This window comes from Microbacterium sp. R1 (assembly GCF_015159725.1).
Taxonomy (GTDB): domain Bacteria; phylum Actinomycetota; class Actinomycetes; order Actinomycetales; family Microbacteriaceae; genus Microbacterium; species Microbacterium oxydans.
The window spans coordinates 2,382,312-2,408,454 of sequence record NZ_JADDUD010000001.1 but is presented as its reverse complement, the minus strand read 5'-3'; the positions used below and the strand labels follow the sequence as shown (position 1 = coordinate 2,408,454).

Sequence of the window (26,143 nt, the reverse complement as noted above, 5' to 3'; positions counted from 1 at the left end):
GTGACGGTGGTGCGCCTCGTCGTGAGGGCGGCTACAACCGCGATGGCGGTGCTCCCCGTCGTGACGGTGGTGCGCCTCGTCGTGAGGGCGGCTACAACCGTGACGGTGGTGCCCCGCGTCGTGAGGGCGGGTACAACCGTGATGGCGGTGCGCCCCGTCGTGAGGGCGGCTACAACCGCGATGGCGGTGCTCCCCGTCGTGACGGTGGGGCCCCGCGTCGTGAGGGCGGGTACAACCGTGACGGTGGTGCGCCTCGTCGTGAGGGTGGGTACAACCGTGACGGTGGTGCGCCTCGTCGTGAGGGTGGGTACAACCGTGACGGTGGTGCGCCTCGTCGTGAGGGTGGCTACAACCGTGATGGTGGTGCGCCCCGTCGTGAAGGCGGCTACAACCGTGACGGTGGTGCGCCCCGTCGTGAAGGCGGCTACAACCGTGACGGTGGTGCGCCCCGTCGTGAAGGCGGCTACAACCGTGATGGCGGTGCGCCCCGTCGTGACGGTGGCTACAACCGCGAGGGCGGCGACCGCTCCGCTGGGCGTTCCTTCCCGCAGCGCGGGGGCGCGGGTCGGGAGCGGCCGGCGCAGGCCGCCAACGAGCGTCCGCGGTTCGATGAGCCCCACATCCCCGACGATGTCACCGCGCGTGACCTCAACGGGGCGGCGCGCAACGAACTCAAGACGCTGAGCAAGGAGAATGCCGAGCACGTCGCCCGTCACCTCGCGATGGCGTCACGGCTCATCGATGAGGATCCTGCGCTCGCCCACCAGCACGCACTGGCCGCCTCCCGACGCGCCGGTCGCATCGCGATCGTCCGGGAGACCCTCGGCATCACCGCGTACGCCACGGAGGACTTCGCTCTCGCGCTGCGCGAACTGCGCACCTACCGTCGCATCTCCGGTAAGGACGATCAGATCGCTCTGATGGTTGACAGTGAGCGGGGTATCGGTCGCTCTGACCGGGCGCTCGAGACCGGTCGTGCAGTGGATCGCTCTGCCCTCGAAACGCCTGTCCGCGTCGCACTCGCCATCGCCATGTCGGGAGCCCGGCTGGATCAGGGCGATCTCGAGCTCGCGCTCGGTGAGCTGGAGATCCCCGAGCTCGACCCCGATCGCGCGTTCGAATGGAGCCCCGCTCTGTTCGCTGCCCGTGCCGCCGTGCTCGAAGACCTCGGGCGCACCGACGAGGCGGAGTTCTGGGCGCACCGTGCCGAGGTCGCCGCGGAAGCACTCGGGATCGACGAAGCGGGCGACGAAGAGATCTTCATCGAGGACAGCCTCATCGAGGGCGAGTTCCCCGACGAGGACGACGCCTCGGCCGCGCCCTCCCAGGCGGACGCCGATGCAGCTGACTCCGATGCAGCTGAGTCCGATGCGGCTGAGTCCGGTTCATCTGAGTCCGACGCATCAGACGAGGAAGAGCCCTCGGTCGAAGACGAGGTGCGCGAGCTGCTCGGCGAGGATCAGGACGAAGATCAGGACGCAGACGAGGACGACGAGTCGGAGCCGGAGGCGTAGTGGCGCTGTTCTCTCGGAAGCGGTCGGCACCTACTCCGCTGGACGGTGTCGACACTGTCCTCGCCGACCTCGACGGGGTGGTCTATGCCGGTCCCAGGGCACTGCCGTTCGCGGTCGAGAGTCTCAACGAGGCGGCGAAGTCCGCTCGGCTCGGATACATCACCAACAACGCTGCGCGGACCGACGCGTCCGTGGCTGAGCACTTGAGCAGCCTCGGGCTCCACGTCGAGGCGACGGATGTCGTCACCAGCCCGCAGGCCGCGATGCGTCTGATGGCCCAGATCGTGCCCGCACCGGCGACGATCCTGGTCATCGGCGGTGACGGGCTCGTCGACGAGGTGCAGAAGGCGGGTTACACGGTCACCCGCAGCGCGGACGATGCACCCAGCGCCGTGGTGCAGGGCTTCGCGCCCGAGGTCGCCTGGACCGATCTCGCTGAGGCGGCCTTCGCATTGAAGCTCCCGGAGGACGAGGGCGGGATCCCGTGGATCGCCACCAATACGGACTGGACGATTCCTCGGGAGCGTGGCGTCGCGCCGGGGAACGGAACGCTCGTCTCCGCTGTCCACACCGCGATCGGCCGGCTCGCGACCGTCGCGGGGAAGCCGGAGGAGCCGATCTTCCAGGAGGCGCTCGCACGCTTCGGTGCGACGAAGGCGCTCTTCATCGGTGACCGTCTGGACACCGACATCATGGGCGCCAGCCGGGCGGGCATCGACTCCGCTCTGGTGCTCACGGGCATCGATCGGCCGAAGCATGTGCTGGCGGCACCGGAGGGGTCGCGTCCTACGTACATCCTCGGCGACCTGCGCGAGCTGCATCTTCCGTACCCTGAAGTGACTCAGCAGGACGGCATCTTCCGTGTCAACGGCGCCGCCGTGCGTGTCACCGGTGCCGATGTCGAGATCGTGGCGGAGTCCGCAGAGCAGATCGATCTCCTGCGGGCGGGCGCTGCCGCCATCTGGGCCTCGGGAACGCCCGTGTTCGTGCTGCGGGTTCCCGAGCGTCTCTACGAGGATCCGTTCCACCGCCCCTGACGCCGTCGCGTGGCGCCCTCCTGCGTCGGAGGGGCCGCGTACAGTAGAACCGTGAGCGATGAGACGACGAGCGCACCGACCGATGGTCTGTGGAGTCGGCTGCGCCTGATCGAGGGTCAGCCGCTTCCTGCCCGTGCCGACGCGTATTCTGCGCTGCACGACGAGCTCTCCCGTCGCCTCGAGACCGGTGCGAAGGTCGAGCAGCGGGAGACGTCGGGATCCCGATGACGCGACTCGACGCCGCCCTCGCCTCCCGAGGACTCGCCCGTTCGCGCACCCACGCGGCGACCCTCATCTCAGAGGGGCTCGTCAGTGTCGATGGCCGACCGGTCGTGAAGGCGTCGACGTCGGTCGGCGAGGGGGCCGAGATCACGATCGCCGGAGCCGACCACTACGTCGGCAGGGCCGCGCACAAGCTCATCGCGGGTCTCGACGGCTTCGCCGTCCCGGTGCAGGGGCGTCTCGCGCTCGACATGGGCGCATCCACCGGCGGATTCACGCAGGTGCTGCGCGAACGCGGCGCGCGCACGGTCCTCGCTGTCGACGTCGGGCACGGGCAACTCGCTCCGTCCATCGCCGCCGACCCCGGCGTCATCGCCGTCGAGGGCTACAACGTCCGTCACATGACACGCGAGAACCTCACCGCGGCGACCGGCGAGACGGCGGCACCCGATCTCATCGTCGGCGACCTCTCGTTCATCTCCCTCGAACTCGTGCTTCCGGCCGTCGCCGCCGTGGCAGTGCCGGAGTCGGACATCCTCCTGCTCGTGAAACCCCAGTTCGAAGTCGGGCGCACAGCCGTCCGCGGCGGTCTGGTCACCGACCCCGCAACGCGCGCCGACGCCGTCGCCAGAACGGTGTGGAGCGCGTGGGATCTGGGACTCGGCATGCTCGGGATCCTTCCCTCCCCGATTCTCGGTACGCACGGGAATGCGGAGTATCTCGTGCACCTCGCCCCGGGGCGGGGCAGCAATCCGACAGAATGGCTGGACACCATCAACCGACTGGCAGGAGGACGATGAACGAGCGCTGCATCCTGGTCGTCGCTCACGCGGGCCGTGTCGACACCGTCGAGGCCGCCCGTCGGGTGATCGACGCTCTTCGAGAGGCCGGAGCGCGACCCGTTCTGGCCGTCGACGATCACGAGGACCTCGCGGCCGTCGACCCGTTCTTCGTCGACACCGACGTGCTCGGGCGTTCCGTCGACCCGGCCGACCTCGAGCTGGCGATCGTGCTGGGCGGGGACGGGACGATCCTGCGAGCCGCGGAACTGGTGCGGGACAGCGGCGCACCCGTGCTCGGCATCAACATGGGGCATGTGGGCTTCCTCGCGGAGATCGACCGCGATGACATGGACAAAGCGGTGCGCCGTGTGATCGATCGCGACTACGAGGTCGAAGAACGGCTCGCGCTGTCGGTGCGGGTCAAAGATGTCGATGGCACGGTCGTCTACGAGACCTGGGCGCTCAACGAGGCGACGGTCGAGAAGGCCAGCCGTGAGCGGATGATCGAGATCGTGCTGGAGATCGATGGACGCCCCCTGTCGAGCTTCGGCTGCGATGGCATGGTCGTGTCCACTCCGACCGGATCGACCGCCTACAACTTCTCGGCGGGAGGCCCCGTGATCTGGCCCAGTGTGGAGGCGATCGCCGTGGTGCCGCTGTCTGCGCACGCGCTGTTCGCCAAGCCGTTGGTGGTCAGCCCGGACGCGTCGGTCGCGATCGAGATGCTCGAGCGCACGGACGGCTCCGGCATTCTGTGGTGCGACGGACGCCGTTCGCACGAACTGCCGCCGGGCGCTCGTGTGGTGGTGCGTCGTTCTTCACGTCCCGTGCGGCTCGCGCGCCTGCACCCCACGGCCTTCACGGACCGTCTCGTGCGCAAGTTCCAGCTGCCCGTCGCCGGGTGGCGTGGCCAGGCGACGGAAGCGACGTCGTGAGCGAGAGGTCGTCATGATCGAGGAGATGCGGATGCAGGGGCTCGGCGTCATCGCCGATGCCGTTCTGCCGCTGGGCCCCGGCTTCACCGCGGTCACGGGTGAGACCGGTGCGGGCAAGACCATGGTCGTCACCGGACTCGGGCTGCTCCTCGGCCAGCGCGCCGATTCCGGGGCGGTGCGCGCCGGTGCGTCGCAGGCATCGGTCGCCGGCGTGTGGATCGTCCCCGAAGAGGGCAGCGTCGCAGAGATCGTCGCCGACGCCGGCGGAGAGCTGGAGCCCGCGGGTGGCGGCAGCGCCGAACTCTACGTGTCGCGCACGCTGAGCGCGGAAGGGCGCTCCCGCGCGAGTGTGGGTGGCCGCGCCGCTCCGGCGGGAGTACTCTCTTCGCTCGCGGAAGAGCTTGTCGTGGTCCACGGCCAGTCCGAGCAGCTGCGGCTGCGATCAGCGACCGCCCAGCGCGATGCGCTCGATCGTTTCGGTGGTGCTCCGATCGCGGAAGCCGTGAACACCTATGCGGCCGCTTTCGCTCGTTGGCGTGCGCTCGACGCCGAGATCTCGGAGATCACCGAGAACCGGGATCGGCGGGCCGAAGAAGCCACGCGACTGCGGGAGGCCATCGCACTGATCGAGGCGACCGCGCCGGAGCCGGGGGAGGACCAGGAGCTCACCGAGCGCTCCGAGCGTCTCGCCAACGCCGAGGAGCTGCGTCTCGCAGCATCTCTCGCCCACGCCGCGCTGTCGAGCGAAGACGGCGAGCCCGATGCCGCGGCGCTCGTCGCGGAGGCACGTCGCGTGCTCGAACGAGCCTCTGATGCCAAGTTGACCGAGATCGGGGAGAACCTCGCCGACATCGGCTACCGGATCGCCGACACGGCGGGGCTCCTCTCCGCCTATCTCGCCGACCTCGACGAGACCGGTCCGCATGAGCTCGCGGCGGTCGAAGAGCGGCGTGCGGCTCTCGGGACCCTGATCCGTGCCCACGGCTCGCTCGATGAGGCTCTGACTCTCTGGCAGACCGGATCCGCGCGGCTGGCCGAGCTCGACGACGACGGTGACCGCATCGAAAGGCTGATCGCCGAGCGCGATGCGGCCCGGGTCGAGCTCGACGCGCACGCCGATGCACTGACTGCGGTGCGCACCGAGGCGGCTTCTCGCCTGGGCGCCGCTGTGACGGAGGAGCTCCACGCTCTCGCCATGCCGGACGCCCGCCTCGAAGTCGCGGTCTCCGAGGGCACCGAGAGCGCCCACGGCCGAGATGATGTCGCGATCCTCCTCGCGCCCCACCCCGGCGCCGAGCCGCGATCGGTCTCGAAGGGAGCCTCTGGCGGCGAGCTCTCCCGTGTGATGCTGGCCATCGAGGTCGTGATCGCCGCGACCGACCCGGTTCCGACGTTCGTGTTCGACGAGGTCGACGCGGGCATCGGCGGCGCTGCGGCCATCGAGGTCGGACGCCGACTCGCCCGACTCGCCGAGAAGTCGCAGGTCATCGCGGTCACACATCTCGCGCAGGTCGCAGCTTTCGCCAACAACCACCTGTCGGTCGTGAAGGCCAATGACGGCGCGGTCACGGCCTCCAGCGTGCGGCGTCTGGAGGGGGAGGAGCGCGAAGCCGAGATGGCACGTCTGCTGTCGGGGCTCACCGATTCCGACGCCGCTCTGACCCACGCGCGTGAACTTCTCAGCCTCCGAGTGCCCACCGCCTGATAGGATCGAAGCCCGTGATGAACTCTTCTTCTGCGGGACCCAAGAACGACACGACCAAGCACATCTTCGTGACTGGTGGTGTCGTTTCGTCTTTGGGCAAGGGACTGACGGCGGCCAGCCTCGGAAACCTCCTCACGGCCCGCGGCCTGCGCGTCGTGATGCAGAAGCTCGACCCGTACCTGAACGTCGATCCGGGCACGATGAACCCGTTCCAGCACGGCGAGGTGTTCGTGACGGACGACGGCGCCGAGACCGATCTCGACATCGGCCACTACGAGCGCTTCCTCGACATCAACCTGTCGGAGGCGGCCAACGTCACCACTGGCCAGATCTACTCGCAGGTGATCGCCCGCGAGCGTCGCGGCGAGTACCTCGGCGACACGGTGCAGGTCATTCCGCACATCACGGACGAGATCAAGCGCCGGATGCGCCTGCAGGCGTCGGAAGACCCGCGTCCCGACGTGATCATCACCGAGGTCGGCGGCACCGTCGGCGACATCGAGTCGCAGCCGTTCCTCGAGTCCGCGCGCCAGCTGCGTCACGAGCTCGGCCGCGACAGCGTGTTCTTCGTGCACGTGTCGCTCGTGCCCTTCATGGGCGCCTCGGGGGAGCAGAAGACCAAGCCGACGCAGCATTCCGTGGCGGCCCTGCGCCAGGTCGGCATCCAGCCGGACGCCCTGGTGCTCCGCAGCGACCGCCCGGTCAGCGCGAGCAACCGCAACAAGATCGCGCTGATGTGCGACGTCGATGTCGAGGGCGTCATCAACACCGTCGACCTGCCGAGCATCTACGACATCCCCTCGACGCTGAACGAGCAGGGTCTCGACTCGTACATCGTGCGCCGCCTCGGCCTCGACCAGAAGGCGGCCGACGTCGACTGGACACGCTGGAACAAGGTGCTGCACGCGGTGCACAACCCCAAGCACGAGGTGACGATCGGCCTGGTGGGCAAGTACATCGACCTCCCCGATGCCTATCTCTCGGTGACCGAGGCTCTCAAGGCCGGAGGCTTCGCACAGGAGACCAAGGTCAACATCCGCTGGATCCCCTCCGACCTCTGCGAGACCCCGGAGGGCGCCAGGGAGCAGCTGGCCCAGCTCGACGGCATCTGCGTGCCGGGAGGCTTCGGCATCCGCGGCATCGAAGGCAAGCTCGGCGCGCTGAAGTTCGCGCGTGAGCAGGGCATCCCGACGCTCGGCCTGTGCCTCGGCCTGCAGTGCATGGTCATCGAGTACGCACGCGACGTCGCCGGCATCGAAGGCGCGTCCTCGAGCGAGTTCGACCCGGAGACGGCGGAGCCCGTCATCGCCACGATGGCCGAGCAGGTCGACATCCTCGACGGAGGCGACCTCGGGGGCACCATGCGCCTCGGTCTGTACCAGGCCGCCCTCGCCGAAGGATCGCTCGCCCGTGAACTGTACGGTGCGCCCGAAGCCTCCGAGCGCCACCGTCACCGCTACGAGGTGAACAACGCCTACCGTGACCGTCTCTCGGAGGCCGGACTGGTGTTCTCCGGTCTCAACCCGGAGCTCGACCTCGTCGAGTACGTCGAGCTTCCCCGCGACGTGCACCCGTACTACATCGCCACTCAGGCGCACCCCGAGCTGCGCTCGCGTCCGACCGCTCCGCACCCGCTGTTCCGCGGACTGGTCGGCGCAGCGATCGAGCGGAACCGCGCGAGCGAGCTGTTCGACGTCAGTGCGGATGACTGAGTCGCCGCAGGACCTCCGCGACGAGCCGTTCGAACCGGAGGTCCTTCACAGCGACCTCGTATACCGCGGCAGGGTCTGGGACGTCCGCTCCGACCGTGTGCGCTACGGAGACGGTGAGATCGTCCGACAGTACGTCGATCACACCGGCGCGGTGGCGATCGTCGCCCTGGACGATGAGGGGCGCGTCCTGCTGATCCAGCAGTACCGTCACCCGATTCGGCATCGGGATTGGGAGCTCCCTGCAGGACTGCTGGATGTGGAGGGGGAGGAGCCTCTTGCCGCAGCCCGGCGGGAGCTCGCCGAAGAGGCCGACCTCGTCGCCGAGCGCTGGGAACCCCTGGTCTCCTCCTGGACGACTCCGGGCGGGAACGACGAGATCATCCACGTGTTCCTCGCGACCGGGGTCTCCTCGGCTGACGCGGCACACGACCGGGAGGACGAGGAGGCGGACATCCGGGTGGCGTGGGTGCCGCTTTCGGACGCCGTCTCGGCGGTGCTCGAGGGGCGGATGCGCAACGGCATCCTCGCCATCGGGGTGCTCGCGGCATCGCAGAGGCTGCGCGACCGGGACTGACGATGCAGCTCGAGCGCGCCCTGGACGCCTACCTGCGTCATGTCACGGTCGAGCGGGGCCTGAGTGCCCACACGGTCGCGGCGTACCGGCGTGACCTCGGCGTCTATCAGGAGTGGTTGGTCGCAGAAGGGATCGCCGGCACGGCTGAAGTGACCCCTGCCGTGATCGACCGGTTCATCGCGGAGCGGGCATCTGCCCAGCCGCCGCCCGCCTCGACGAGCCTCGCGCGCCTGCAGTCGTCGGTCCGGGGCTGGCACCGTTTCCTGGCACGCGAGGGCATCGAGGCTGACGACCCCAGCGGCCGGCTCCGCCCGCCCAAGGCGCCGCGACGGCTCCCCAAGGCCCTGACCATCGAGCAGGTCGAGCGCCTTCTCGCCGCGCCATCGCCCGAGGACCCGCTCGGCATCCGCGATCGCGCGCTGCTCGAACTCCTGTATGCGACCGGAGCCCGGGTGTCGGAGGCCATCGACCTCGACGTGGACGACCTGGCGCACGGCGACGTGCTGCGACTGCGGGGGAAGGGGGCCAAGGAGCGCATCGTGCCGGTGGGCTCCTACGCGCGCGCCGCCGTGGACGCGTACCTGACGCGCGTGCGTCCGGGACTGGCGGCCAAGGGACGTGCCTCTGCCCGACTGTTCCTCGGCGCTCGGGGCGCCCCGCTCTCACGCCAGAGCGCCTGGCTCGTCATCCGCGCTGCCGCCGAGAGAGCGGAGATCACGGTCGACGTCTCCCCGCACACCCTGCGGCACTCGTTCGCGACGCACCTCCTGCAGGGCGGGGCGGATGTGCGCGTGGTCCAGGAGCTCCTCGGGCATTCGTCGGTCGCGACGACGCAGATCTACACCCACGTCTCCGTCGACGCGCTCCGCGACATCTACGCGACGTCGCACCCGCGCGCCCGATAAGAGTTGCCGCGCCCGCTCGGGTCGCCTGCCGCGTGTCGGTGGCGCTGCCGCGCGCCGATCGCTCTGCCGCGTGCCGAGGCGGCCGGAGAACCGCATGGCCGGTACAATCGACCAAGCACGACGGAGCAGGAGAACGGGTGGCTGAGAAAGTGGCGAAGTCCAGGGCGAAGGCGCAGAAGGCCGACGAGACCCCCATGGGACCCACCGGCCGTCCGTATCACGGCTTCCCGATCCCCGAGCCGCTGAAGTCCCACGGCCCTGCACGCATCATCGCGCTGTGCAACCAGAAGGGCGGCGTCGGAAAGACGACCACGTCGATCAACCTCGCCGCGTCGCTGGCCGAATACGGCCGGAAGGTGCTGGCGGTCGACTTCGATCCCCAGGGTGCGCTCTCTGCGGGCCTCGGTATCCCCACCCACGACGTGCCGACGATCTACGACCTGCTGTTGGACACCAAGCGCGACGCCCACGATGCGATCGTGCACTCGAGTGTCGAGGGCCTCGATGTCATCCCGGCGAACATCGATCTCTCCGCTGCCGAGGTGCACCTCGTCAACGAGGTCGCGCGAGAGACGATCCTCGCCCGCGTCCTGCGCCAGGTGGCGGGGGAGTACGACGTCATCCTGATCGACTGCCAGCCTTCGCTCGGCATCCTCACCGTGAACGCGCTGACGGCGGCCCACGGCGTGATCATCCCGCTCGAGTGCGAGTTCTTCGCCTTGCGCGGGGTCGCGCTGCTGATCGAGACGATCGACAAGGTCCGCGACCGGCTCAACCCTTCGATCACGATGGACGGCCTGCTGGCGACGATGTACGACCCGCGCACGCTGCACTCCCGTGAGGTGCTCGAGCGTGTGGTCGAGGCATTCGGCGACGATGTGCTGGAAACCGTGATCGGCCGCACCGTGAAGTTCCCTGACGCCTCCGTGTCGGGCGTGCCGATCACCGAGTTCGCCCCCGAGCATGCCGCCGCTCAGGCGTATCTGCGGCTGGCGCGGGAGCTGGTCGCCCGTGGCGCCGTCGCCTGACGAAGCACCCGTCGACCCGTCGCTCCAGGAGAGCGCAGACGAAGGAGCGTCCGCCGAAGCCAGCGGCTTCACGGTCTCGCTGTCGAACTTCGACGGCCCCTTCGACCTGTTGCTGAACCTCATCTCGAAGCACGAGATGGACATCACCGAGGTATCGCTGAGCGCGGTCACCAACGAGTTCATCGCGTACCTCGGCCAACTTGACGACGACGAGGACCTCGATCAGGCGTCCGAGTTCCTGGTCGTGGCCGCGACCCTGCTCGATATGAAGGTCGCCGGTCTTCTCCCTCAGGGCGAGCTGGTCGATGCCGAGGCGGTGGCTCTGCTCGAGGCGCGCGACCTGTTGTTCGCACGCCTGCTGCAGTATCGGGCCTTCAAGGAGGTCTCGACCTGGTTCGCCCGCTGTCTGCAGCGCGAAGACCGTCGTCACGTGCGCGCTGTCCGTCTGGAGGAGAAGCACCGACGTCAGACGCCGGAGCTCGTGTGGTCCTTGAGTGTCGACGACTTCGCCGCTCTCGCCCTCCTGGCCTTCGCCCCGAAGGAGATCCCGCACGTCGGGCTCGATCACCTGCACGCGCCCCTGGTCAGCATCCGCGAGCAGGCGGCGATCGTGGTGACGCTGCTGCGCGGCACCGAGTCGGTGAGTTTCCGTGAACTCGTGGCCGGCGTGACCGAGCCGGGCATCGTCGTGGCACGGTTCATCTCGGTGCTGGAGCTCTACCGGCACGCGGCGCTGTCGTTCGAACAACTGGAACCGCTCGGCGAGCTGACGCTGCGCTGGGCAGCCGACTCCTGGTCGGATGAGACGCTGGCGACCCTGGGAGCCGACTATGACCGATGATGTGACGGACGAGACGAACGCCGACCTGGCCGGTGCCGAGGAGATTCCTCTGACCGAGCGGATCGAGGCGATCCTCTTCGTCGTGGATGAGCCGATCGGTCTCGTCGCCCTGGCCGCCGCGGTCGGCTCGCCGGTTCCTGCCGTGCGCCAGACCCTGGAGATGCTGGTCGAGGACTACGACGGGCGCGGGAAGGGACCGCGACGCGGCTTCGAGCTTCGGGAGGTCGGCGGCGGGTGGCGTCTCTACGTCAGGGAAGAGCTCGACGACGTGGTGGCGGCATTCATCGGCGGTCAGGCTCCCGCACGTCTCTCGCAGGCCGCCCTGGAGACCCTTGCCGTCATCGCCTACAAGCAGCCGGTCACGCGCAGCCAGGTCGCCTCCATCCGCGCGGTGAACGTAGACTCCGTCGTCCGTACGCTCGTCGCTCGTGGACTGATCACCGAATTGTTCGCAGACTCCGAGACCGGTGCGATCAACTACGGCACCACCGACGCGCTCCTCCAGCATCTGGGCATCAACTCCCTCGACGAGCTGCCCCCGATCTCCCCGCTGCTCGACGATGGCGCAGACGGATTCGACGAAGGGACCATCCGATGACCGGCCACGACGCCTCGAACGCAGCCTCGAACACCGCCTCGAACGATTCCGGGGCTGCACCCGAAGGCGTGCGCCTGCAGAAGGTTCTCGCCGCTGCAGGAGTCGCTTCACGCCGCGTGGTCGAGCAGTACATCACCGAAGGCCGCATCCGCGTCAACGGCATCGTGGTCTCCGAACTCGGGAGACGGATCGACCCGGAGAACGACCTCGTCGACGTTGACGGCACCGCCGTGCAGCTCGACGTCTCGAAGCGCTACGTCATGCTCAACAAGCCCACCGGTGTCGTGAGCAGCATGAAGGACGAGAATGGCCGCCCCGATCTGCGCCGGTTCACCGCCGACTACGAGGAGCGGCTGTACAACGTCGGACGGCTGGATGCCGAGACGAGCGGTCTGCTCATCCTGACCAACGACGGCGCGCTCGCTCATGTGCTGGCGCACCCGTCGTTCGGCGTGACCAAGGTGTACATCGCGAAGGTCGAGGGAACGGTGCTGCCACAGACGATCTCGAAGCTCACCAAGGGCATCGAACTGGAGGACGGACCGATCGCCGCCGACAAGGCGCGGCTTCTGGACACCTCACGAGGGTCGAGCCTGGTGGAGTTGACACTGCACTCCGGTCGCAACCGCATCGTCCGTCGGATGCTCGCGGCCGTCGGCCACCCGGTCACGGAACTGGTCCGTCGACAGTTCGGTCCGCTCCACCTGGGAACCCTCCCGGCCGGAAAGACGCGGGAACTGAGTAAAATCGAACTCGGCGCGCTTTTGACCCTGTCGCGCCGTGATTCCGGTGTCGCCGAGGCGCCAGGCGAGCAGGAGAGCGAATGACCGATACGACGAGTGCGCCCGCGGGGCGGAGAGCGGGCTTCGTCGCGCCGCGTCTCTCCGGGACCGTCCGCATCGTCGGCGCTGGCCTCCTCGGCGCGAGCATCGGTCATGCCCTCCGTGCGAAGGGCGTCGACGTGGTGCTGTCCGACGCCTCGCCGGCCCAACTGCGCCTCGCGGTCGACTACGGCGCCGGCCGGATCGCGGCGGAGGACGACGCCCCCTCTCTCGTGGTGGTCGCCGTTCCGCCCGATGTCACGGCAGACGTGATCCAGGCCGAGCTCGAGCGGTTCCCGCAGGCGGTGGTCACCGATGTCGCCAGTGTGAAGCTCGAGCCGTTCCGCACTCTTCAGATGCGCGGCGTGGACCTCGCCCGCTACATCGGCTCGCATCCCCTCGCCGGCCGTGAGCGCGGTGGGGCGATCTCTGCTCGCGCTGACCTCTTCATCGGACGCCCCTGGGTCGTGTGCCGAGACGCGGAGACGAAAGCTTCCGATCTCGCGCTCGTCGAGGCCCTCGCCCTCGATGTGGGAGCGATGCCGCTCGAGATGACCCCGGAGGAGCACGACCGTTCTGTCGCGCTGATCTCGCATGTGCCGCAGGTGGTGGCGAGTCTGCTCGCCGGTCGCCTCGCAGAGGCCGAGGAAGGGGCGCTCCGTCTCGCGGGCCAGGGCGTCCGCGACACGACGCGCATCGCTGCGTCGGCACCGGAACTCTGGGTGCAGATCCTCGGGGCGAACGCCGAACCGGTGGTCGAGATCCTCGATGCCCTCGCTTCCGACCTCGGTGAGATCTCCGACGCCCTGCGCGATCCGGCCGCCCCCGGCGCCCGCCGCACGGTGGCCGAGACCATCCGCCAGGGCAACGACGGGGTCGAGCGTCTTCCCGGCAAGCATGGACAGAACCAGCGCTTCGACACCCTCGTCGTCATGATCGACGACACCGCCGGGCAACTCGGGCGGCTCTTCGGCGAGCTGGGTGAACTCGGAGTCAACGTCGAGGACCTGCGCCTCGAGCATTCGCCGGGAGCGCAGTTCGGCCTCGCCGAGATCAGCGTCGACCCGGCGGCTCTGCACGGCGCGATCACCGGGCTCCAGGAACGCGGCTGGCGTATCGCGGGGAGCACCAATGACTGACATCTCATTCTCCGCCGCGGAGGCGCACGTGACCGACGCACACAAGTTCATCGCGATCGACGGCCCCGCCGGCTCCGGCAAGTCCAGCGTTTCCAAGGCTGTGGCGCGCAAGCTCGGCTTCGGGTACCTCGACACCGGGTCCGCCTACCGTGCGCTCGCTTGGCATGTGCTCGACCGCGGGGCCGACACGGACGACTCCGAGGCCGTCCTCGCTGCGGCGACCGACTTCCCCGTGCGACTGGGCCTCGACCCCGACGACCGCACGGTGCTCGTCGGAGACGTGGAGGTCACCGAGGCCATCCGCGACCCGCGAGTCTCCGGAGCGGTGAGCGGCGTGGCGCGCGTGCCCGAGGTGCGAGCACAGGTCAACGAGCTCTTCCGCCGGCTGGTAGCCGAGTCGTCGTACCCCGCCGTCGTGGTGGAGGGACGTGACATCACGACCGTGGTGGCACCGGACGCCCCTGTACGGATCCTTCTCACCGCAGCCCCCGAAGTGCGGGCTGCGCGACGTGCCGGTGAACTCGCCGGCGAGAATGCGGCTGCTGTCGCCGCGGCATTGCACAAGCGCGATGCCTCAGACAGTGCCGTCGTCGACTTCCTGAACGCTGCAGAAGGCGTCGAGGTCGTCGATTCGACGGAGCTCGATTTCCCCCAGACCATCGACGCCGTCATCACGGTGATCGAACGAATCCAAGGAGCACCCCGTGGCTGACGACGAATACGAAGGCGGCCCCGACCAGCTCGCCGAGAAGATGGACCAGCTCGACGAGCATCTCGCCGAGCAGCGTGCGGAGACCCTCCGCGCCGGCCTCTCCGACTACGAGCTCGACGACGAGGACGCGGAGCTCCTCGCGGGCATCACGCTCGGCGAGGACGGCATCCACTACAGTCCCGCACTTCCCGTGGTGGCGATCGTCGGACGGCCGAACGTGGGCAAGTCCGCGCTCGTGAACCGCATCCTCGGTCGCCGTGAGGCCGTCGTGGAGGACACCCCCGGTGTGACCCGCGACCGCGTGACGTACAAGGCGGAGTGGGGAGACCGTCGCTTCTCGCTCGTCGACACAGGCGGGTGGGAGCCGGACGCCCGCGGCATCGACCGCTCTGTCGCGATGCAGGCGGAGGTGGCGATCGACCTCGCCGACCTGGTGCTGTTCGTCGTCGACGCCATGGTGGGTGCGACCTCCACCGATGAGCACGTGGTGAAGCTGCTGCGCAAGAGCGGCAAGCCCGTGTTCCTGGTCGCCAACAAGATCGATGACGCCCGGCAGGAGCCGGAGACCGCAGCTCTGTGGAGCCTCGGTCTCGGCGAACCGCACCCGGTGTCCGCCATCCACGGACGCGGTGTCGCCGATCTGCTCGACGCCGTGATGAAGAAGCTTCCCGAGGTCTCGGCGGTCGCCAAGCAGGAGATCGGCGGACCCCGCCGGGTCGCCATCCTCGGTCGCCCGAATGTCGGCAAGTCGTCGCTGCTGAACAAGGCGGCCGGCGAGGAGCGCGTGGTCGTCAACGATCTCGCCGGCACCACGCGCGATCCGGTCGACGAGGTCGTGGAGCTGGGCGGCAAGATGTGGCGTCTGGTCGACACCGCCGGCATCCGTCGTCGCGTGCACATGGCGCAGGGCGCGGACTTCTACGCGTCGCTGCGCACCTCCGCTGCGCTGGAGAAGGCGGAGGTCGCTGTCGTCGTGCTCGACGTCTCCGAGTCGATCAGCGAGCAGGACGTGCGCATCATCGACCTGGTGCTGGAGTCGGGTCGTGCACTGGTCCTCGCGTTCAACAAGTGGGACCGCCTCAACGACGACGACCTCGAGAACGCCGATCGCCGTCGCTACCTCGAGCGGGAGATCGAGCAGGACCTCGCACACGTCGCCTGGGCCCCGCGCGTGAACATCTCCGCGAAGACCGGGCGTCACCTCGACAAGCTCGTTCCCGCCTTGGAGACCGCACTTGAGAACTGGGACCGTCGTATTCCGACGGGCAAGTTCAACGCGTTCCTCGCGGAACTCGTGGCGGAGCACCCGCACCCGCTGCGTGGAGGCAAGCAGCCGCGCATCCTGTTCGGTACGCAGGCATCGACGCGCCCGCCGACGTTCGTGCTGTTCACGACCGGTTTCCTCGACCCCGGGTACCGCCGGTTCATCCAGCGGCGTCTGCGCGAGCTCTACTCGTTCGAGGGCACGCCGATCGTGATCAACATGCGCGTGCGCGAGAAGCGCCAGCGCTGATCTGTTCCGGCGCATGTCGCGCCGTGGTGCCGTCGCCCCGATGCTGTGAAAGGCTGAGTGTGTGACTGTCGTACCTCCTGCTTCCGGTGAGCCGCGTCGCCCCGAGGGGCCGCGGAATCCCGGCGATGCCTGGGTGATCGCGGAGTCGGGGGAGAAGTACTGGGGGCGCTTCGGCGCCGCCGGTCTTCTCGCCTACGATCCCGCGCGCGGGATCCTGCTGCAGCACCGCGTCTCCTGGAGCCACTTCGGGGGGACGTGGGGGCTTCCCGGCGGGGCGCTGCACGAGGGGGAGAGCGCGATCGACGGAGCCGTCCGCGAAGCCCAGGAAGAGGCCGGCGTGCCCGACGGTGCTGTGCGCGCCCGGTTCACGAGCGTGCTCGACCTCGGGATCTGGTCGTACACGACCGTCATCGCCGACGTGCAGGTGCCGTTCGAGCCGGTGATCAGCGACCCCGAGAGCGTCGCCCTGGAATGGGTGCCGGTGGATGAGGTCGACGCCCGCCCTTTGCACCCGGGGTTCGGGGCGTCGTGGCCTGCGCTGCGGGCGCTGCTCGGGACGCGTCCTGCGATCGTGGTGGATGCGGCGAACGTCGTCGGTTCGGTCCCGGACGGCTGGTGGAAGGACCGTGCCGGAGCGGCGGCTCGACTTCGCAGCCGTCTCGAACGCTTGGCTGTTCCCGCCGAGGAGCTGGAGCTCGGGGGAGATGTGTGGTTCCCCGAGGTCTCGCTGGTGGTCGAGGGACAGGCGCGAGGCATCCCCGACGAACCGGGACCCGTCCGCCTGGTACGTGCCGAGGCTGAGGGCGACGACGCGATCGTCGCTGAGATCGAGCGTCGGGTCGCGCGCGAGGAATCCGTCGTCGCCGTCACCAGCGACCGCGGCCTTCGGGAACGGGCCGATCACGCGGGCGCCGCGCACATCAGCTCGGCGGGATGGCTGCTCCAGTTGCTCGACGCGCAGGGGTAACGTCGAGTCCCTGCGTCGCGGTCCGGTCACCGTCGATCCGGAAGCCCGGCGTCAGACGAACATCACCCTTCGAGGGGGCGAATCGGCGTAGTCCCGGCCCAGTGGGCTGTGCCAGGTGACGCTGCCGTCTTTCTCCTGCTGAGCGGTCCACCGATGCGCCACCGGGATGTCGGGGTGCTTGAGCGTGTGGTGATTCCGACAGAAGTGCGCGAGATTGTCGAGCGCGGTCGTGCCGCCCTTCGCATGATCGTGGTTGTGGTCGATCTCGCAGCGGTGCACCGGCATCCGGCATCCCGGGAACCGGCAGTGTCGGTCGCGCGCGCGGAGGAAACGCCGCATGCCCTCGGTCGGCGTATAGGTGTCGGTCTCCACGACCATGCCGGACGGGTCGAGGAACAGGCGGCTCCAGCCCGTGTTGCGCGCTGCGAGCTCGCGCGCGACGTCGGGGTGCAGCGCTCCGTGCCCGTCGAGCTCCGCCGGGTCGTCGTCAGCGCCGGTGAGGGTTCTGGCTGCGATCGTCACCTGCACGCGGGCCTGGATGCCGTCGAGGCCGTCCCCGTGGGCGGCGCTCGGGTCTGCCGTGAGGAGCAGATCAGCGAAGAGGTCGGCCTGGGTCTGTGCCCACGTACGGGTGTCCGCCGGGAAGTGCACGACGTCGGGGTCGGCCGTGAACGTGCTCACGTCGATGCCACGGATCACACAGTCATCGAGGATGTCGAACACCGGATCGTCGAGGGAGATGTCCTCGGGGCTGATGCCCTCACGCCCGTCGTCGAACCACCAGGGCGGAGGAACGACATCGCTGTCATCCCGGGCGCGTACGACCGCTCGTGTCATCTGATTCAGTCGGTCGGCGATGGCGGTGGCGATCCACTCGGGCAGCACGGCGGTGAGCAGCGCGAGCCCGTCGTCGAGCGACTTCACCGTCACGCACCGTTCCTCGGCCGCACGTCGGTGTCTGTCGACGAGCGTCTCGCCGACGAGGGCGGCGACGACCTGTCGAGCGTGCGCCTTGGTGCGCGCTGCGGTGTCCTGCTCGGCGACCACCAGCACCGCCGTCTCGAACAGCTCCATGACTGCCGGATCGATCTTGCGGTTGCGGATGGCCTCGGCCACGATGGCGCTGGCCCTGGCGATCTCGCGAACGTGTCCAGCGCTGACAGTGCCGCGCGAGAACGAAGCGCGGGTCGCGGGGAGATGACCGACCAGGGCCTGGGCGTCTGCGAAGGCGAACTCCATGGACCCCTTCGGCAGGCGGCCGGCAGCCGAGAACTCCGCGACCATCGACCGGTAGATCGCATCGCGGTGGAACGGGCTCGAGGCGACATCGGCATCGTGGATGGCGATCTGCTCCGTGAGCAGCTCGGCTGCCTCGGCTTCGAGTGCGGCGATGCGGCGACGGGTCGCTACCCAGGCGTCGAGAACTCGACGACGTTCCTCGAGGTCGAGGTCGAGGTCGGGTTTCTTATCGTTCGCCATGCACTCAGTTTAGAACAAAGCTTCGAAAGCGAGAAGGTGCGGCCACGATGCATGCCGAGATATCAGCTCGGGAGAACGTCGTTGCGGCCGCGCAACCGATCGATGTCGCGTCGTTCGCGTTTGGTCGGTCGCCCCGCTCCGCGGTCGCGCACGCCCAGTGCTGCCTGAGGCTCTCGTTCGGGCGTCCGGTCGTCGTAGGCGAGAGCGGCGACGGGAGCGCCGACACGCTTGACGAGCAGCTGGCGGACGAAGAGGATTCGATCGAACCCGGCGATCCTGATGCGGACCTCGTCGCCCACCCGGATCTGCTGCGCGGCCTTCACCCTGTCTCCGTTCACGCGTACATGCCCCGCGCGGCATGCCGTCGTCGCCGCCGAGCGCGTCTTGTAGACACGGATCGCCCAGAGCCAGCTGTCGATGCGTGCGGCATCCATCAGGAACTCCTCTTCCTCAGTGCCACGAGAGCGCCGGCGACGATCAGTCCCTGCCCGATCGTGTAGGTGAGCATCACGGCGGGGCTGCTCCAGGGCGGCAGGGAATCGGGGAGGAAGAGTCGGAAAGCGAGGATCGTGTCGCTCGCGAGGAAGAACGACCCTCCGACGGCGATGACGGGATGGCAGCGCGCGGAGAAGGCGGCGGTCCCCGCGAGCACCAGTCCGTAGAGAGCGACGGCGACGAGAAGGCCACCGGTGTGCGGACCGAGCACGGCGATCATGGCGACCCACCAGCCGGCGTACACGAGAGCCCACCAGGGCATGCGCCGGGTCGACAGGTGACGTGCGAAGAGCAGGATGTAGGCCACGTGGGCGATGCCGAAGAACAGCAGCATCAGGGGCAGTTCGGGGCCGCCGTGGAAGAATGTCCCGGCTCCATCGCCGAGCCAGGAGAAGAACACGGCGGCAAGCAGCAGGATCAGCGTGGAGCGCGGAACGAGGCGTCGCGCAGAGACCACGACCGGAACAGCCAGCAGCGGCATCAGGAGCAGTTTGGTGGGCGCGGCGAGCGGGCTGTCGACCGCCAGCAGGACGACGTGGAGGAGAGACACGACGGTGTAGGGGAGGAACGCGGAGGCGAAGAGCACGCGGCGCCGCTGGAGCTCGTCGTCGTGTCGCGGCACCGACGGGGCCTGCGACCCGTCCCTCATGGCGCTGCTGTTCACGATTCGACGGTGACCTCGACGACGCTGTCGTCGACACCGAGATGCACAGCCGGCCAGTATCCCTCGGGGAAGTGCTCGCCGCAGCCGTCGGTCAGATGGAGAACGACCGTGCCGTCGGCGGCCGCTTCGATGGCCTCGACGGCGAGGTCTGTGCTGGCCTCGTCGAGCTCGAGACTTCCCGGTTCGCCCGCGCTGAACTTCGTGACGACGGCATCCGTGGCGATGCGTCGCACGATGTCGAGTCGCTTCACCGTGTCCCGCAGTCGGGGGAGCAGAGGTTCGACCTCGTCAGGGGCCGAGCCTTCCATCATCAGCTCGAGGTCGGTGCCGTGGACCGAGATCGAGCCGACGAACCAATCGTGTGTCAGCACCGTCCCATCGGTGAGCTCCGAGCGTGCGCGCGTGAACGTGCCGAGCTCGGGATCGTCGATGGTCGGAGTCTCGTTGCTCATGACTTCACGCTAGCGGCTTCTCATCGGTTGCGATCATCCGTCGTCATCGAAGGAGAGTGCCACGAGCGTGCGGCCCGGCTTGAGCTCGGCCCGTTCCATGAAGCCGGCCGCGAGGAATGTTCCGAGAGTGCCGTGGAAGAGGTCGTTGGAGCGCTGCTTCTCACCGCGGGTGTCGACGGGATACCCCTCGATGAGGCGCGCCCCGGATTCTCGGGCGTACTCCACGGCCGCGCGCAAGAGCTCGAGGTTGAGCCCGCTGCCACGGTGCTCTCGGCGCACCACGAAGCACGTCACCGCCCAGACCGACTCGTCTTCGAACGGCTCGGTGCTCGCCGCAGCGATGATACGCGTGCGAGGAACCCGGGCTTGGCGCGTGCGGGGGCCGATACGGATCCAACCGGCAGCCTCGCCGTCGACGTAGGCGACGATCCCCGGAGGCGGCCCCTCGTCGATCTCGGTGCGGAACATCTCGGTGCGCTGCGGCGTCGTGGTCGCGTTCCAGTCCTTGTTGCTCAGCACCGGCCAGATGCACTGGCAACTGGCGCCGTCGCCGCCACCCGTGAGCGCATGCTGGACATCATCCCAGCGTGCCGTCGTCGCCAGCTCGGTCGTGATCGTCGCCATGACGCGACGCTACGCGGGGCATCCGACACTCGCAACGCCTCGGTTCGCGGAGGGGGTGCGGATACGGCTAAGATAGGGGAGTTGCCTGCGCGAGAGCGCAGAACAACGGGCTGTGGCGCAGCTTGGTAGCGCACTTGACTGGGGGTCAAGGGGTCGCAGGTTCAAATCCTGTCAGCCCGACCATAAAAGCCCCGGAGAACCGCAGAAGAACGCGGAACTCCGGGGCTTTTTCCGTCTCCGGCGCCGTGCGGAGGGCTCCCACCGAGCACTCGGCATGGTGGGAGCCTTCCGTCACGCGCTCGCGACTACGCCGTCGGCGCCCCGATATAGCAGGCGAGGAAGGTGAAGGTGTCCCAGGAAACTCCGGGCACCTTCGAGAGCTCGGGCAGAGGCATGAGATCGGTTGCTCCGAGGCTGCGCAGGGTGTCGACCTGCATGCGGAAGTCGTTGTACTGCTGCTGGCTGGCGAAGTCGGTCTTCCCGCCGTACCTGAGGTGAACCACGGCTCCGGTCGGGACCTTCACGATTGCTTCCATTGCTGTCTCCTGTTGAGGTGTCGTCGGCCCGCTCCCTGCGAGCGGCGCGTCGTCGATGTAGGGATCGGGGTTGAGTGCCACGCCGTTGCGCTGGACTTCGATGTGCAGGTGCGGACCGGTGGACTGGCCGGTGTCACCGACTTTGCCGATGAACTGCCCTCGCGAAACCGGCCCTGTGCCGATGCGCGTGCCCTCGAGCATGTGCGCATAGACGGTGCGATAGCCGTCGGCGTGCTGAATGTGGATGCTCTCGCCGTAGGCGCCCTTGTTCCCGGTGATACCGCTGATGACGATCGTCCCATCGGCGACTGCGTGGATCGGCGTCCCCAAACCAGGGGTGTAGTCGATTCCGGCGTGCGCCGGGTACTGTCCGACGAAGCCGCGCGAGCGCCCGGAACGGAACGTGAACGGGTAACCCCAGGTCACGGCAGCGGCCGCTGATTGCGGGCGACCGACCGCGCCCACGCCGGCAGCAGTGACCGCCGCCGTGATCGCAGCGGCCGTCATGAACGTTCTGCGACCTACTCCGGGCAGCACTGATGGGGGTTTCGGTTCGTTGGGGTGCATGTCGATGACAGTAGCGGGCTGTCCCCAGATCACCGTGCCGTGGTCCGATAGACGCCCGGGCGAGGTCGACCGCTGCACGGCACATGCAGATCGTCCGGCCCCACGAAGGCGGGGCCGGACGATCTGACGGTCATCGCGTCTGGAGGCGGAACCGCAACAGCAGGGGCGGCGTCACGCCGGCCAGTAGTTCTTCTTGACCGTGACCTCTTCGATCTTCGCGGTGCCGCCGACCGATCGCACATGCGCGTAGAGCCGGACCGGACCGACCAGGGTGTACGGCATCACGTACTGCGCGTGGGTGATCCCGTCACTGGAGACGGTCTTCGGGATCTCGACGGTGGGCTGCACGAACGACTGTGCGACGGCGCCAGCGGAGTTCAGAGCCTCCGCGACCACACGGAGCTGGAGGGCGGAAGCGACGCCGGATGCCCGCAGGTTGACGACGACGTCTCCGGTCTCACGCCGTCCGGCGGCGAGTACCGCGAGATAGAACTCGGTTGCCCCGACGCGCACGGGCATCCAGGAGTTCGCAGGGATGACGGTGTTCCATGCGTAGGTGGTGGACTGATGGGTGGGCACGGGATCCTCCGAGGCGGGGGGTTGACTGGGTGAGTTGTCGATGACGTAGTTCTCGAAGTCGACGGTGTTCCTGAATCCGAGCTGGTTCGGTGAGCCGCCGATCCAGAGTGAGACGTGGACGTGTGCTCCGTAGCCGGTCTCGCTGTCGAAACCGGACGCTCCCGAGTAGGCGATGACCGTTCCCTGCGTCACGCGCGTGCCCACTCGGACCACACTCGAGTCGAGGTGCAGATAACGGATGTAGTTGCCGTCGTCCCCGCGGAGCGCCAGGTAGCGGCCCGTCGCCGTGGACGTGGTGTCCTTGCGATCGACGATGAGGCCATTCGTCACGGCCATGACGGCCATGCCCCTCGGCACGGAGTAGTCGGTGCCCGGCTCCGCGGAGTTGCGGTTGCGGTGCCCCTGCCAGGAGTCGGAGATCGGTGCGTAGCCACACGGCCGGATGTACGTCCCGGCTGCAGCCGCTCTTTCTCCGGGGGCCACGACGTTCAGCCCGAACATCGCGGCGCCACCTGCGACTCCGGAGGCGATCAGGGCCGATCTTCGAGAGAGAAGGGGAGGCGCCGGCGGGCTCGACGACTCCACCGTCGGTTCTGAGCCGCACATCAGCGGTCGCCGCCCTCGTTCTTCCCGTCGATCAACTTCTGGATCTGATCCTCGGGGAGGCGCTCGATCGACGCGGACGACAGCCCGATGTCCGGATTCGACGGAGAACCACCGATCGTGCACTGCGCCTCTCCTTGGAAGCCGGAGGTCTGCGCCGGGACGATCACGAGCCACTCCGGGGTCACGCTGCGGTGCTCGATGCGGCTGGCGGCCGAGTCGAACTGCACGTCGCCGGCGAAACCCGATCGCGTCGAGTCGACGCAGATCTCGACCAGCTGGGTGGCGGTGAAGTCCCCGAAGTCTCCGGAGCTGGAGCTGGGGGTCGGAGTGGGGGCAGGCTCCGATGTCGTGCTCGGGCTGACGGCGGGAGCGGGGGTGGAGGTGGGGACAGCGCTGGAGGTGGGGGCTGAGCCGGAGGCACATCCAGCGAGGGTGACTGCTCCGAGAGCCAACGCGGCTCCCAGGGCGAAGCGTTCGAGGCGGGGAGATCTCATGGTCCGAAAATAGCAGCGGCATCGCGCGGTGCCGGGGTGCCTCGACGGCCTGAGGCGAATCCGGGCGAAGAATCGCGGGCTCTGTTCCTCGTGCTCAAGCCTCGGTGCACGGGCGGCGGGGCAATGGAAGGGGCTTGCTATGCCGGGACACGGGGCTAGCCTGAACGCGAACACGTCCGACAAGCACATCCGAACAAGCAAGGGAGTATCCGCATGGCACACCGGATCGGCTACCTCATCGGAAGCCTCGCCCATGACTCGATCAACCGCGTCGTCGCGACCGCGCTCGTGAAGCTGGCCCCGCCCAGCCTGGAGATGGTCGAGATCCCGATCCGCGATCTGCCGCTGTACAACCGTGACGACGAACTCGATCCGGTCGCCGCCGTGACCACGTTCAAGCACGCGGTCGAGCGCGCCGAAGGCCTCCTGATCGTGTCGCCGGAGTACAACCGCTCGATCCCCGGCGCCCTGAAGAACGCGATCGACTGGGGGTCGCGGCCGTGGGGCCACAACTCGTTCGCCCGCAAGCCCACCGGCATCATCGGAGCCTCCACCGGCGCCATCGGCACCGCGGTGATGCAGTCCTCGATGCGCAGTGTGCTGAGCTTCCTCAACGCCCCTCAGCTGAACGCCCCCGAGGCGTATCTGACCTACCGTCCTGAGATGTTCGGCCCCGACGGCACGGTCGAGGATGCCGGCACGAAGAAGTTCCTCGAGCACTACATGGAGGAGTACGCCGCCTTCGTCGAACGCGTGCTCTCCCTCACGGCGCCCGGGCACGTCGGCGACCAGGACTGAACTTCTAGGCGGGAGTCAGCTTCCGGAGTGGGCGACCGCCGCCGCCATGAATGCGGACAGACTCGCGGAGAGCACGGATCGTCCGCGGCCGGCCGACCACGAGCTCCCCGCCGCGGTGCGGTGTTCGAGGAGCGTCAGAGCATCGCTCTCCGCCCCCGATCCGACGCTCGTCTGGTGGAGCCCGACGATGTCCACGCGCACGCCATGGGCGGAGAGTGCCGCAGAGAGAGCCTCGATAGGGCCGCCTTCACGGTGGACCGTCGTGTGCTCGCGGCCCTCGACCTGGAGTGTGATGCGCGTGCGTGGGTTCCCCTCGCCGTCGGCGGAGTCGTAGGAGACGAGACGGGTCCCGGAATCACTGCCCGAAACGGAGCGGAGATAGACCGCCTCGAAGACGTCCCACAGCTCTGCCGCCATGACCTCGGCTCCGGTCGCGTCGGTGTGCCGCTGCACGTGCCGGGCGAAGTCGATCTGCAGGCGCCGAGGCAGTTCGACCCCGTACTCGCTCTCCAGCAGATATGCGATACCTCCCTTGCCCGACTGCGAGTTGACGCGGATCACGGCGTCGTAGTCGCGACCGATGTCCGCGGGGTCGATCGGCAGATAGGGGACCCGCCACTCGATCTCCCTCTCATCGCGGTCCTCCGCGGCGGCGCGGGCGCGGTGCTCGGCGAAGCCCTTCTTGATCGCATCCTGGTGCGTGCCGCTGAACGCCGTGTGCACCAGATCGCCGACGTAGGGATGGCGGGCGTGCACCTCGATCCGGTTGCAGTGCTCGACGGTGCGGCGGATCTCGTCGATGTCGGAGAAGTCGATGGGATCCACCCCCTGCGCGTGGAGGTTCAGCGCGAGCGTCGCGATGTCGACGTTGCCCGTGCGCTCGCCGTTTCCGAAGATGCAGCCCTCCACCCGCTGCGCTCCGGCCAGTACCGCGAGCTCGGCGCAGGCGATACCCGTCCCGCGGTCGTTGTGGGGATGCACGGAGAGGACCACGCAGTCACGGCGTGCGAGGTTCTTGTGCATGTACTCGATCTGATCCGCGTACACGTTCGGGGTGGCGATCTCGACCGTCGCCGGCAGATTGAGGATCACCGGCCGCTCGGGGGTGGCCTGCCACAGCTCGGTCATCGCATCGCAGATGTCGATCACGTAGTCGGGTTCGGTCAGGTTGAACACCTCGGGGGAGAACTCGAAGCGCACGTTCGGCAGATGCCCGGCGAGCTCCCACACGTCGCGGCCGCCGGAGAGGATGAGCTGCTTCAGCTCCTCGCGCTCGTGCCCCAGCACCAGGCTGCGCCACGCGGGGGCTGTCGCGGTGTACATGTGGATCACGACCTGGTTGGCGATGCCGCGGACGGACTCCACCGTCCGCTCGATGAGATCGCGGCGCGCGGGGGTGAACACCACGATCGTCACGTCCTCCGGTGCGATGTCGCTGTCCGCGATCAGCCGCACGAAGTCGTAGTCGGTCTGCGACGCCGACGGGTATCCCACTTCGATCTCCTTGTACCCCATCCGCACCATCAGCTCGAAGAACCGGCGCTTGCGGGCTGGATCCATCGGTTCGGCGAGAGCCTGGTTGCCATCGCGCAGGTCGACCGGCACCCACAGCGGGGCGGCCGTGAGTCGATGGGCGGGCCAGTCCCGCTCGGTGAGCGGCACCTCGACGCGTGAGTAGACGTCGCGGTAGCGCTGCGAGGGCATCGGCGAGTTCTTCTGCCGGTTCCAGGCGGGAGCGTCGTCGATGCCGGCGGCGGCGGAGTCATGGATGGGCGATGTCGTGGTCATGGTGATGCGGCGTCCTTCTCGGAGAGGGGAGACCGGCACACTCGACCCCACGGCGG

Annotated in this window: 27 protein-coding genes and 1 tRNA gene; 19 read left to right on the top strand and 9 right to left on the bottom strand. The window is 68.4% G+C overall.

What is annotated here, in order from left to right; genetic code table 11:
- The 17 genes from ILP86_RS19615 to ILP86_RS11730 all read left to right on the top strand — a co-directional run.
- Positions 1-1,514 (top strand): primosomal protein (locus tag ILP86_RS19615; RefSeq protein ID WP_227750959.1); only part of this gene is annotated, 1,514 nt, incomplete at its 5' end.
- Complete coding sequence (locus ILP86_RS11805) at positions 1,514-2,551, top strand: HAD-IIA family hydrolase (protein WP_193761965.1); 1,038 nt, start codon at positions 1,514-1,516, stop codon at positions 2,549-2,551. The genes ILP86_RS19615 and ILP86_RS11805, both read left to right, overlap by 1 nt.
- A 51-nt stretch (positions 2,552-2,602) precedes the next feature.
- Positions 2,603-2,779 carry a hypothetical protein gene (locus tag ILP86_RS11800; RefSeq protein ID WP_164734087.1) on the top strand — a complete coding sequence of 59 codons (177 nt, stop codon included), beginning with the start codon at positions 2,603-2,605 and terminating at the stop codon, positions 2,777-2,779.
- Positions 2,776-3,573: a TlyA family RNA methyltransferase gene (locus ILP86_RS11795; RefSeq protein ID WP_058633032.1), complete on the top strand. Its 798-nt coding sequence runs from the start codon at positions 2,776-2,778 to the stop codon at positions 3,571-3,573. The genes ILP86_RS11800 and ILP86_RS11795 overlap by 4 nt, the downstream gene beginning before the upstream one ends.
- Complete coding sequence (locus ILP86_RS11790; RefSeq protein ID WP_046749378.1) at positions 3,570-4,490, top strand: NAD kinase; 921 nt, start codon at positions 3,570-3,572, stop codon at positions 4,488-4,490. Before ILP86_RS11795 ends, ILP86_RS11790 begins: the two co-directional genes overlap by 4 nt.
- A 13-nt stretch (positions 4,491-4,503) precedes the next feature.
- Positions 4,504-6,195, top strand: coding sequence for a DNA repair protein RecN (gene recN / locus ILP86_RS11785; protein WP_058633031.1), 1,692 nt, complete (start codon positions 4,504-4,506; stop codon positions 6,193-6,195).
- A 17-nt stretch (positions 6,196-6,212) separates the two neighbouring features.
- Positions 6,213-7,907: a CTP synthase gene (locus tag ILP86_RS11780; RefSeq protein ID WP_046749376.1), complete on the top strand. Its 1,695-nt coding sequence runs from the start codon at positions 6,213-6,215 to the stop codon at positions 7,905-7,907.
- The gene (locus tag ILP86_RS11775; protein ID WP_046749375.1) at positions 7,900-8,481 is read left to right on the top strand and encodes an NUDIX hydrolase; all 582 of its coding nucleotides are present in this window, start codon (positions 7,900-7,902) and stop codon (positions 8,479-8,481) included. Before ILP86_RS11780 ends, ILP86_RS11775 begins: the two co-directional genes overlap by 8 nt.
- Before the next feature lie 2 nt (positions 8,482-8,483).
- Positions 8,484-9,386 (top strand): site-specific tyrosine recombinase XerD, encoded by a 903-nt coding sequence (gene xerD / locus ILP86_RS11770; protein ID WP_179516379.1) that lies wholly within the window; start codon positions 8,484-8,486, stop codon positions 9,384-9,386.
- Between the two features lie 194 nt (positions 9,387-9,580).
- The gene (locus ILP86_RS11765) at positions 9,581-10,414 is read left to right on the top strand and encodes a ParA family protein (RefSeq protein ID WP_193762033.1); all 834 of its coding nucleotides are present in this window, start codon (positions 9,581-9,583) and stop codon (positions 10,412-10,414) included.
- On the top strand, positions 10,398-11,255 hold the full coding sequence (locus ILP86_RS11760; RefSeq protein ID WP_046749373.1) for a ScpA family protein: 858 nt from the start codon (positions 10,398-10,400) through the stop codon (positions 11,253-11,255). Before ILP86_RS11765 ends, ILP86_RS11760 begins: the two co-directional genes overlap by 17 nt.
- Positions 11,245-11,853, top strand: a complete 609-nt coding sequence (scpB, locus tag ILP86_RS11755) for an SMC-Scp complex subunit ScpB (RefSeq protein WP_193761964.1) — start codon at positions 11,245-11,247, stop codon at positions 11,851-11,853. The genes ILP86_RS11760 and scpB overlap by 11 nt, the downstream gene beginning before the upstream one ends.
- The gene (locus ILP86_RS11750; RefSeq protein WP_227750958.1) at positions 11,850-12,680 is read left to right on the top strand and encodes a pseudouridine synthase; all 831 of its coding nucleotides are present in this window, start codon (positions 11,850-11,852) and stop codon (positions 12,678-12,680) included. Before scpB ends, ILP86_RS11750 begins: the two co-directional genes overlap by 4 nt.
- Positions 12,677-13,813, top strand: a complete 1,137-nt coding sequence (locus ILP86_RS11745) for a prephenate dehydrogenase (protein ID WP_193761963.1) — start codon at positions 12,677-12,679, stop codon at positions 13,811-13,813. Before ILP86_RS11750 ends, ILP86_RS11745 begins: the two co-directional genes overlap by 4 nt.
- Positions 13,806-14,525 (top strand): (d)CMP kinase, encoded by a 720-nt coding sequence (gene cmk, locus ILP86_RS11740; RefSeq protein WP_193761962.1) that lies wholly within the window; start codon positions 13,806-13,808, stop codon positions 14,523-14,525. Before ILP86_RS11745 ends, cmk begins: the two co-directional genes overlap by 8 nt.
- A gap of 40 nt (positions 14,526-14,565) precedes the next feature.
- A complete protein-coding gene (gene der, locus ILP86_RS11735) occupies positions 14,566-16,038 on the top strand; it encodes a ribosome biogenesis GTPase Der (RefSeq protein ID WP_218867908.1) in 1,473 nt (490 codons plus the stop codon).
- A gap of 61 nt (positions 16,039-16,099) precedes the next feature.
- Positions 16,100-17,005 (top strand): NUDIX domain-containing protein, encoded by a 906-nt coding sequence (locus ILP86_RS11730; RefSeq protein ID WP_193761961.1) that lies wholly within the window; start codon positions 16,100-16,102, stop codon positions 17,003-17,005.
- A 51-nt stretch (positions 17,006-17,056) separates the two neighbouring features.
- Here the strand turns inward: ILP86_RS11730 and ILP86_RS11725 are convergent, their stop codons facing one another.
- The 5 genes from ILP86_RS11725 to ILP86_RS11705 form a co-directional block, all read right to left on the bottom strand.
- Positions 17,057-18,484 carry an HNH endonuclease signature motif containing protein gene (locus ILP86_RS11725; RefSeq protein ID WP_193761960.1) on the bottom strand — a complete coding sequence of 476 codons (1,428 nt, stop codon included), beginning with the start codon at positions 18,482-18,484 and terminating at the stop codon, positions 17,057-17,059.
- Between the two features lie 62 nt (positions 18,485-18,546).
- A complete protein-coding gene (locus tag ILP86_RS11720; RefSeq protein ID WP_193761959.1) occupies positions 18,547-18,918 on the bottom strand; it encodes an RNA-binding S4 domain-containing protein in 372 nt (123 codons plus the stop codon).
- Positions 18,918-19,643 (bottom strand): lysoplasmalogenase, encoded by a 726-nt coding sequence (locus ILP86_RS11715; RefSeq protein ID WP_308431920.1) that lies wholly within the window; start codon positions 19,641-19,643, stop codon positions 18,918-18,920. Before ILP86_RS11715 ends, ILP86_RS11720 begins: the two co-directional genes overlap by 1 nt.
- A complete protein-coding gene (locus tag ILP86_RS11710; protein WP_058633023.1) occupies positions 19,640-20,095 on the bottom strand; it encodes a hypothetical protein in 456 nt (151 codons plus the stop codon). The genes ILP86_RS11715 and ILP86_RS11710 overlap by 4 nt, the downstream gene beginning before the upstream one ends.
- 33 nt (positions 20,096-20,128) lie before the next feature.
- On the bottom strand, positions 20,129-20,719 hold the full coding sequence (locus ILP86_RS11705; RefSeq protein ID WP_193761958.1) for a GNAT family N-acetyltransferase: 591 nt from the start codon (positions 20,717-20,719) through the stop codon (positions 20,129-20,131).
- A 106-nt stretch (positions 20,720-20,825) separates the two neighbouring features.
- Here ILP86_RS11705 and ILP86_RS11700 point away from each other — a divergent pair.
- Positions 20,826-20,902 (top strand) — tRNA-Pro (locus ILP86_RS11700).
- Between the two features lie 122 nt (positions 20,903-21,024).
- Here ILP86_RS11700 and ILP86_RS11695 read toward each other — a convergent pair.
- From ILP86_RS11695 to ILP86_RS11685, 3 genes are all read right to left on the bottom strand, one after another.
- Positions 21,025-21,762, bottom strand: a complete 738-nt coding sequence (locus tag ILP86_RS11695; protein ID WP_193761957.1) for a M23 family metallopeptidase — start codon at positions 21,760-21,762, stop codon at positions 21,025-21,027.
- Between the two features lie 231 nt (positions 21,763-21,993).
- On the bottom strand, positions 21,994-22,902 hold the full coding sequence (locus tag ILP86_RS11690; protein ID WP_193761956.1) for a M23 family metallopeptidase: 909 nt from the start codon (positions 22,900-22,902) through the stop codon (positions 21,994-21,996).
- A gap of 104 nt (positions 22,903-23,006) precedes the next feature.
- Positions 23,007-23,501: a hypothetical protein gene (locus ILP86_RS11685; RefSeq protein WP_170224183.1), complete on the bottom strand. Its 495-nt coding sequence runs from the start codon at positions 23,499-23,501 to the stop codon at positions 23,007-23,009.
- 213 nt (positions 23,502-23,714) lie between these two features.
- Between ILP86_RS11685 and ILP86_RS11680 the strand changes: the two genes are divergently transcribed.
- On the top strand, positions 23,715-24,299 hold the full coding sequence (locus ILP86_RS11680) for an NADPH-dependent FMN reductase (RefSeq protein WP_061017084.1): 585 nt from the start codon (positions 23,715-23,717) through the stop codon (positions 24,297-24,299).
- A 15-nt stretch (positions 24,300-24,314) separates the two neighbouring features.
- Here ILP86_RS11680 and ILP86_RS11675 read toward each other — a convergent pair whose 3' ends face one another.
- Positions 24,315-26,003 (bottom strand): 2-isopropylmalate synthase, encoded by a 1,689-nt coding sequence (locus ILP86_RS11675; protein ID WP_308431928.1) that lies wholly within the window; start codon positions 26,001-26,003, stop codon positions 24,315-24,317.
- Positions 26,004-26,143: the final 140 nt, after the last annotated feature.

Bases quoted from the DNA above. Each gene is read 5' to 3' on its own strand.
- ILP86_RS11725 (WP_193761960.1), bottom strand. From the start codon at position 18,484: ATGGCGAACGATAAGAAACCCGACCTCGACCTCGACCTCGAGGAACGT.
- ILP86_RS11710 (WP_058633023.1), bottom strand. From the start codon at position 20,095: ATGAGCAACGAGACTCCGACCATCGACGATCCCGAGCTCGGCACGTTC.
- ILP86_RS11690 (WP_193761956.1), bottom strand. From the start codon at position 22,902: ATGTTCGGGCTGAACGTCGTGGCCCCCGGAGAAAGAGCGGCTGCAGCC.
- ILP86_RS11765 (WP_193762033.1), top strand. From the start codon at position 9,581: ATGGGACCCACCGGCCGTCCGTATCACGGCTTCCCGATCCCCGAGCCG.
- ILP86_RS11720 (WP_193761959.1), bottom strand. From the start codon at position 18,918: ATGGATGCCGCACGCATCGACAGCTGGCTCTGGGCGATCCGTGTCTAC.
- ILP86_RS11695 (WP_193761957.1), bottom strand. From the start codon at position 21,762: ATGACGGCCGCTGCGATCACGGCGGCGGTCACTGCTGCCGGCGTGGGC.
- xerD (WP_179516379.1), top strand. From the start codon at position 8,484: ATGCAGCTCGAGCGCGCCCTGGACGCCTACCTGCGTCATGTCACGGTC.
- ILP86_RS11775 (WP_046749375.1), top strand. From the start codon at position 7,900: ATGACTGAGTCGCCGCAGGACCTCCGCGACGAGCCGTTCGAACCGGAG.
- recN (WP_058633031.1), top strand. From the start codon at position 4,504: ATGATCGAGGAGATGCGGATGCAGGGGCTCGGCGTCATCGCCGATGCC.
- ILP86_RS11680 (WP_061017084.1), top strand. From the start codon at position 23,715: ATGGCACACCGGATCGGCTACCTCATCGGAAGCCTCGCCCATGACTCG.
- ILP86_RS11795 (WP_058633032.1), top strand. From the start codon at position 2,776: ATGACGCGACTCGACGCCGCCCTCGCCTCCCGAGGACTCGCCCGTTCG.
- ILP86_RS11705 (WP_193761958.1), bottom strand. From the start codon at position 20,719: ATGGCGACGATCACGACCGAGCTGGCGACGACGGCACGCTGGGATGAT.
- cmk (WP_193761962.1), top strand. From the start codon at position 13,806: ATGACTGACATCTCATTCTCCGCCGCGGAGGCGCACGTGACCGACGCA.
- ILP86_RS11750 (WP_227750958.1), top strand. From the start codon at position 11,850: ATGACCGGCCACGACGCCTCGAACGCAGCCTCGAACACCGCCTCGAAC.
- ILP86_RS11780 (WP_046749376.1), top strand. From the start codon at position 6,213: ATGAACTCTTCTTCTGCGGGACCCAAGAACGACACGACCAAGCACATC.
- ILP86_RS11745 (WP_193761963.1), top strand. From the start codon at position 12,677: ATGACCGATACGACGAGTGCGCCCGCGGGGCGGAGAGCGGGCTTCGTC.
- ILP86_RS11790 (WP_046749378.1), top strand. From the start codon at position 3,570: ATGAACGAGCGCTGCATCCTGGTCGTCGCTCACGCGGGCCGTGTCGAC.
- ILP86_RS11685 (WP_170224183.1), bottom strand. From the start codon at position 23,501: ATGAGATCTCCCCGCCTCGAACGCTTCGCCCTGGGAGCCGCGTTGGCT.
- scpB (WP_193761964.1), top strand. From the start codon at position 11,245: ATGACCGATGATGTGACGGACGAGACGAACGCCGACCTGGCCGGTGCC.
- der (WP_218867908.1), top strand. From the start codon at position 14,566: ATGGACCAGCTCGACGAGCATCTCGCCGAGCAGCGTGCGGAGACCCTC.
- ILP86_RS11675 (WP_308431928.1), bottom strand. From the start codon at position 26,003: ATGCCCTCGCAGCGCTACCGCGACGTCTACTCACGCGTCGAGGTGCCG.